This is a genomic window from uncultured Gimesia sp. (genome assembly GCF_937919775.1).
In the GTDB taxonomy this organism is placed as follows: domain Bacteria; phylum Planctomycetota; class Planctomycetia; order Planctomycetales; family Planctomycetaceae; genus Gimesia.
In genome coordinates this window covers 1-6,106 of record NZ_CALFPF010000226.1, presented here as the reverse complement: position 1 = coordinate 6,106, position 6,106 = coordinate 1, and the positions used below count along the sequence as shown (strand labels likewise).

General features: G+C 48.5%; 4 protein-coding genes. 1 reads left to right on the top strand and 3 read right to left on the bottom strand.

Annotated elements, in window-relative coordinates:
- Nucleotides 1–1,251 (top strand): DEAD/DEAH box helicase (locus Q0294_RS05980; protein ID WP_299461913.1); only part of this gene is annotated, 1,251 nt, incomplete at its 5' end.
- A gap of 6 nt (nt 1,252–1,257) precedes the next feature.
- Here Q0294_RS05980 and Q0294_RS05975 read toward each other — a convergent pair.
- From Q0294_RS05975 to Q0294_RS05965, 3 genes are all read right to left on the bottom strand, one after another.
- On the bottom strand, nt 1,258–4,296 hold the full coding sequence (locus tag Q0294_RS05975; protein ID WP_299461911.1) for a hypothetical protein: 3,039 nt from the start codon (nt 4,294–4,296) through the stop codon (nt 1,258–1,260).
- Nucleotides 4,296–4,775: a hypothetical protein gene (locus Q0294_RS05970; RefSeq protein WP_299461909.1), complete on the bottom strand. Its 480-nt coding sequence runs from the start codon at nt 4,773–4,775 to the stop codon at nt 4,296–4,298. Before Q0294_RS05970 ends, Q0294_RS05975 begins: the two co-directional genes overlap by 1 nt.
- 155 nt (nt 4,776–4,930) lie before the next feature.
- On the bottom strand, nt 4,931–6,106 hold a 1,176-nt coding region (locus Q0294_RS05965), incomplete at its 5' end, for a hypothetical protein (protein WP_299461908.1).

The following is a 6,106-nucleotide window of genomic DNA, read 5'->3' as shown; positions in this document are numbered from 1 at the left end:
AGGCGTAAGCAGTCGCGTGAAGAGCATTTACCTTCTCTGGCGATCGTTCCCAAGTCGCTTATGTTTAACTGGATTCAGGAAGCGGCTAAATTTACTCCTTCACTGAGAACGGTCGAATACGCGGGGGGAGACCGCAGCAAGCTGATTGAACAATTGACTGAGTATGACCTGGTGTTAACAACCTACGGCACGATGCGTCGCGACATTAATCAGATTAAGGACATTCAGTTTGATTATGCTGTTCTCGATGAAGCGCAGATGATTAAGAACTCGGGGTCACAGGTCGCGAAAGCGTCACGCCTGCTTAAGGCGAAGCACAGGCTTGCCTTAAGTGGTACACCCGTCGAAAATCATTTGGGCGATCTTTGGTCGATCTTTGAGTTTTTGAATCCGGGAATGTTGGGACGCAGTTCTGTCTTTAAGGCATACACCAGTGATATCGAGGATAAAAATTCCCGAGTCATGCTGGGTAATGCTTTGCGTCCATTCATTTTGAGGCGGACCAAAGAGCAAGTTGCCAACGAGTTGCCTGAAAAGGTCGAGCAAACCTTGTATTGCGATATGGGTAAAGAGCAAACCCGGCTCTATGACGAACTCAGACAACACTACCGTGACTCAATTTTGGGTATGGTGGAAACAAAGGGGCTTGGTAAGACGAAAATACACGTGCTTGAGGCGCTGTTACGTCTAAGGCAGGCTGCATGCCATCCCGCTCTGCTTGAACGTGGTCGGGCTTTGGACGCTTCTGCTAAGATGGATGTTTTGATACCTCATCTGGAAGAGTTGATTGAAGAAGGCCACAAAGCACTTGTGTTCTCGCAATTTACCAGCATGCTGTCTATCGTGCAGGAACATCTGGATCAGAAAAATATTGTCTACGAATATCTGGATGGTCAAACCCGTGACCGGAAAGAACGCGTGGAGCGGTTTCAAACCGATAAAGACTGCGGCATTTTTCTCATCAGTTTGAAAGCCGGGGGGCTGGGGTTAAACCTGACTGCCGCCGATTATGTTTTCATCCTTGATCCCTGGTGGAACCCGGCTGTTGAAACACAGGCCATTGACCGGGCACATCGCGTAGGTCAAACCAAACGTGTCTTTGCCTACAAATTGATTTGCCGTAATACGGTCGAAGAAAAAATTACGGAACTGCAACAGCAGAAGCGAGAGTTGGCAGATGCGATTCTGGAAGAAAATCAGAGTGTTCTCAAGAATCTGTCGAGTGAAGATCTCGAACTCCTCTTGTCCTGAACCTGATTACTTTTCAGACGGTTTTTTCTCGGCCAGTCCTCGCGTGAATGCTTCGTAGGCTTCCCGGTATTCTTCGGGAACTGGCAGCCGACGGGGGCCGAGACTTTCATTCGTCTGCTTTCTGGTGCTTGTGCGCTCACGTCGCGCTGCACTGGATGCAGGCTTGAGAGATTTCAACATCTCTTCGAATTGACGTTTTCGAGCCAGAGATTCCGGGGTCTGTTGATTGGTGTCAGGGATTTGGAGCTGTTTTTGCAGGCGTTCCGAAAATTGTTTCATTTCGTCTTTCGTCCAGCCTAATTCGTTTAGCAATTCCTGATCGACCTCTTTCCGTTTGAGTTCATCTTTGATTCGTTTGAGTACCAGATTTGCAGCTTCTTTACCATATTCCAGATTGGCATCTTCCGCTTCCGGAAGATTGGGATTGTCCCCTGTACCGGCTGGTTGATCACCATCTGCAGCGGCTTCCCCTCCGTTGGTGGCACTGCTTCCTTGAGGATTATCTGACTTAGAGCCTGTGCTGGAACCTGTGCCTGACTTGGGTTGGCCTTTCCCCTGTCCTTGCGATGCCCCTCCCTTGCCTTTCGAGTCGGCGCCTTGTTTTTCGGCTCCTGATTTACTGTTCTGAGATGAACCTTCTCCCTGTTTTCCCTGACTTTTATTCTCGTTCATTGATTTTTCGGAACCAGATGGTTTTTCCTGGGAGCTCTGTTCCTGATTCCCCTTTTGGCCTGTGGAATCACCTTTACCGGGTTGTTTGCTGCCTGGCTGTCCCTGGTCGTTTTGCGAACTGTTACCGTTCTCTCCCTCCTGAGGACGTTTCGATTTTTGTTCGGTGGGACGATTTTCTCCTTTTGGCGGGGCGTTAGAACCATCGGCCTGATTTTCACTCTGCTTTTGATTATTCCCGTCTGATGGTTTCTGCTCCTTGGAAGAAGAGGGGTTTTGATTCGAATTCTCCGGTTTTCTCATCTCTTGTTGCGGCTTGTTTTCAGAGGATGAGTCAGGTTTTCCAGAAGCGCTATTCTGTTTTTTCGGCTGCCCGTTTTGTTGGGGTTTGGAATCAGAAGCCTCATTATTACCGGGTTTAACAGCGGGTTTGTCTTTGGGATCACGCTGAATGTCTTTACTGCTTTTTTCGGGATTCGCGTCAGGATCGTGATTCGGCGTGCCTTTTCCTTTGGTTTTTTCATCGGATTTCGTTTTCATAGCATCGACCGAGGGAGAAGTGGGCTCTTTTTTACCATCAGGAATCGGGCCGGTTTGCTTTTGATTCTTTTGCCCCGATTCTGCACCCTTCTCAGGCTGATCGGCCTTTGAAGATGGTTGTGGATTGGAGTTCTTGTTTTCTGAACCTCCGGGAGTCCCTTCAGGGGATTCGGAAGATTTTGAGGGAGATGCATTGGGCTCTTGCGAAGGTTTCGCCGATTTTTGTCCCTGCATGTTCTGGTCGGACGATTGATCCTGTGAATCAGACTTTTCGGACTCCGGTTGCTTTTGCTGCGAACCAGGCTCTGGTTGTTGCCCTTCCTTTTTCAGTTGTTCCAGAATTTTCTTGATTGCTTCCTGATCGTCATTGCCTTTACTATCCAGCCCTTTATTATCCCCTGATTTCTGCTGATTTTGCTCAGTCGACGGTTCTTCCGTTTTTTGGGGATTGCCGGACTCTGGTTGCTGTTTGTCCTTTTTGTCTTGCTGTTTCTGGTCTGTTCCCTCTTTGCTTTGATCGCTTTCTTTTGCTCCTTCACCAGATTTTCCCTTGTCGGCTTGATCTGGTTTTGGTTGCGAAGCGGGGGCACCGCCGGCCTGGGAGTCTTTACTCTCCCCCTTTTCGGATGGGTTTTTCTGGGCCGGATCTGGTTGCTGCTTTTCCTGCGCGGACTTTTGCTTTTGTTCCTGCAGTTGTTTTTTGGCTTCTTCTTTGGAGACGGGTTCTAAAATTTCAATCTTGATCTTCGGAGTATTCTTACGGTTTCCTGATGGCTGCATGTTATCACGGGCTTCAACCCAGAAAAATATGGTTTCTCCGGGAGTAAGTCTCAATGGTTCCAGTGAGAAATCATGATTCAGGCCCACACTCTTTTCTGCTCCTTCGAATATTGTTTTATCCAGAATGCGGATTTGATCTTTATCAACGCGCAGATTGAGATATCGGATTTGAAAGTCAGGATCTTCAGCGATGACAGAGATTGGAACGGTGCCGTTAGCCGGCATTTTCAAGTCCTGTTTGGGCGAAAGCAGCGTAATTTCGGGGGGTAAATCGGGCCGGATTACCAGTGGATAAACTGTGGGCGAGAGAGTCGTCTGACCTGCTTCGTTTCGGCATTTAATCTGATAAAAGTGGGGGAAACTGCCGTCGGCACGCAATTTCAATTTCCAGGATGCGGTAATCGCGTTCTGTTTGATCGTTTTCTCAACCTGGAATTCTTCCAGCAATGAAGTAGAATCTTCTTCATCCGAGAAGAGTACTTCAAAAGAAGTGATCGGCATATTTGTTGTAGCGTCGACGGTGACTTTGGTACCTTCCCAGGCATCAATGGCACCCCCGGGCTGTTCAACAGGTGAAAGCCCCATGTACTGAGGATACTCGTACCGAACTGAGTGAACGGTGGCAGATGGGGGTTGGATGACTTTTACCTGAAAATCTTCAGAAACCGCATCACCCGCTTCGATGTGATAAGTTAATTCCTGTCTGATGCCTCTCCCGTTAACGCCAACCATGATTCCCTGGTAGCGTTTTAGGGTGTCATCCATCGAACGCAATGCCACTGGTTCATCGACCCTGCCCTGGTCGCTGGATGTATAGAACAGCATGACCTTGTCGGGGACTTCTCCCCGCAAATCGACAATCACTTCCAGTTGGCTGCCGGAAAGGACTTCCGTATTGCCGGGGGTGACGGAATTGATTTGGGTTTGTGTGGCAAATTCTCTCTGGGGAGAAAACGACATGGCTGCCGAAAGTGAAGGCCAGATCTCTTTGGGAGAAAACAAAGCATAGAAGCACAAGAGTGCGACAACAACCAGCAGGCCGTAGGAAAGCCTCATTAACGGGCGGCGGTCGACGGCCAGATCAGTATCTGTTTTAGAAAGAGTGAGAGCGGCTTTCTTTTCCAGTGAATTGAGAATTGCAGGGTTGATAGGGCGATCAGATTCAGGAGCGAACCTTCCATCTCATCTGAAGTCTGCTCCAGAGCATGTGCAGAATAAAGCCGCGTCACTTTTTTGAAATAGGGAATCACGAGTTTCCAGACAGCCCAGCCAAGGCTGGCAAGCACAACACCTGCCAGCATTAACAGACGGGATGTATGACCAAATCCCCCTTTGATGAGCCAGTGATCGCAGAGGACGAAAATCAGCAGGTAGCCGAGAAAAATGGTCGAGATGCCTACGGCTGTTGTGAGCAGATCATTGGCCTTGATGTTTGAGCCGGTCTTGGAAATCTGATAATCCACATATTCATCGAACTTCGCATAATGCCCCGTTCGATTTTCTGCTGATTCGGTCGGTTTGGATGCCGTTGACATGAAATGCCCGTATCTAAAAAGAAACTTCTGCGTGTTCTCACGTACCCATTATAGGATGATCGACGCTGGCAATGGTATTAATGTTCCTGATTTTTTATCGGGATTCTTTTTTGCTGATTTTTTCCGCAGATTTGTAAACAAACCCTCAAAAGTTCTTAAACCAGACCTTTATATTTCCTTAAAAACCATTCTCCTGTGAGCAATGCCACGAATAATGTCAGGAAAAACCAGTTATCCCAGAGTGATATCCGTCTGTATCTTATCAGGTCATTGTTCCAGGATTTCTCCTTATTCATGCGGGTTAGAAAACTTTCCAGTTCTTCCGGCAGAAGCGATGTTCCCCCGGAGAGTGAAGAGATCGCTTCTAATAATGAATAATCGGCTGCCGGATTATCCAGTTCAAGGTCACGCGGATCGACAATGAATCTTGTAGTGGCGTCAAACCCAAGTGATGTTCCGTTTTTCTCTGCGTGCACGGTCACCCAATAATCGCCCGGTTCCGTTGTCTGGGAAAACGTCGTCGTAGCGGTCCCGCTGGCTGCCAATGATTCTACCTGACTGGACTTACCGGAAGGGCCTGTTACCTGAACTGTGAATTTGACGTCGGAAACGGGATGGTCCTCTGCATCTTTTGCTCCGAATTGAATGGGGACGCTGGCGCCTGGAGAAAGATTTCTGGGGTTAACACGTGCCCAGATGCTCTGGCCGGAATCATTTTCTTTATGAGCCAGCCAAAGTATTAGCTGTCGCCAGAATTGTTCATGTTCAGCCCGGTTGCCTGAGAGAAACCACTGAAATGTCGTATCACCGGCAAATGCCATCACCCGTGCACTTCCGACATCAGAGGCAAACAGTAAAGGGACTGCTTCACTTCCCGCTGATTGCGCCAGAATTTCGACGGTGTCGTATTTTTTTCTCAACCGATTCGCTCCTTTTAAGGGAGCCAGCGAGTTCCACTTCTGCTGATTGTCGATACCAGAATTATCGAGTTGCATAACATAACGTTTCAGCCCCAGCGGAGTCGGTATCATTTTGAGATCCTGGAAGAAATGCAGATCTTTCGCAATCGTGTTGCCCGTCTGCTTTTCACTGGGGCGCATCAGCACAGGAATGAACTTGTCCAGAGAGGTGTCCGCATAGCCGCCGGGACCGAAACTGTGATATCCGCCCGTCATCAACAGCCCGGCTCCCTGGTCGATGCGACCGGCAATCTGTTGGATGATCTGGGGCCCCAGAATATCTGCGGGAACATCTCCAATGATGAATACATCGTATTTTGACAGATCCCTGAGATCGGTACTTAATGGTTTATTGCCGCCCGAAAAACCATT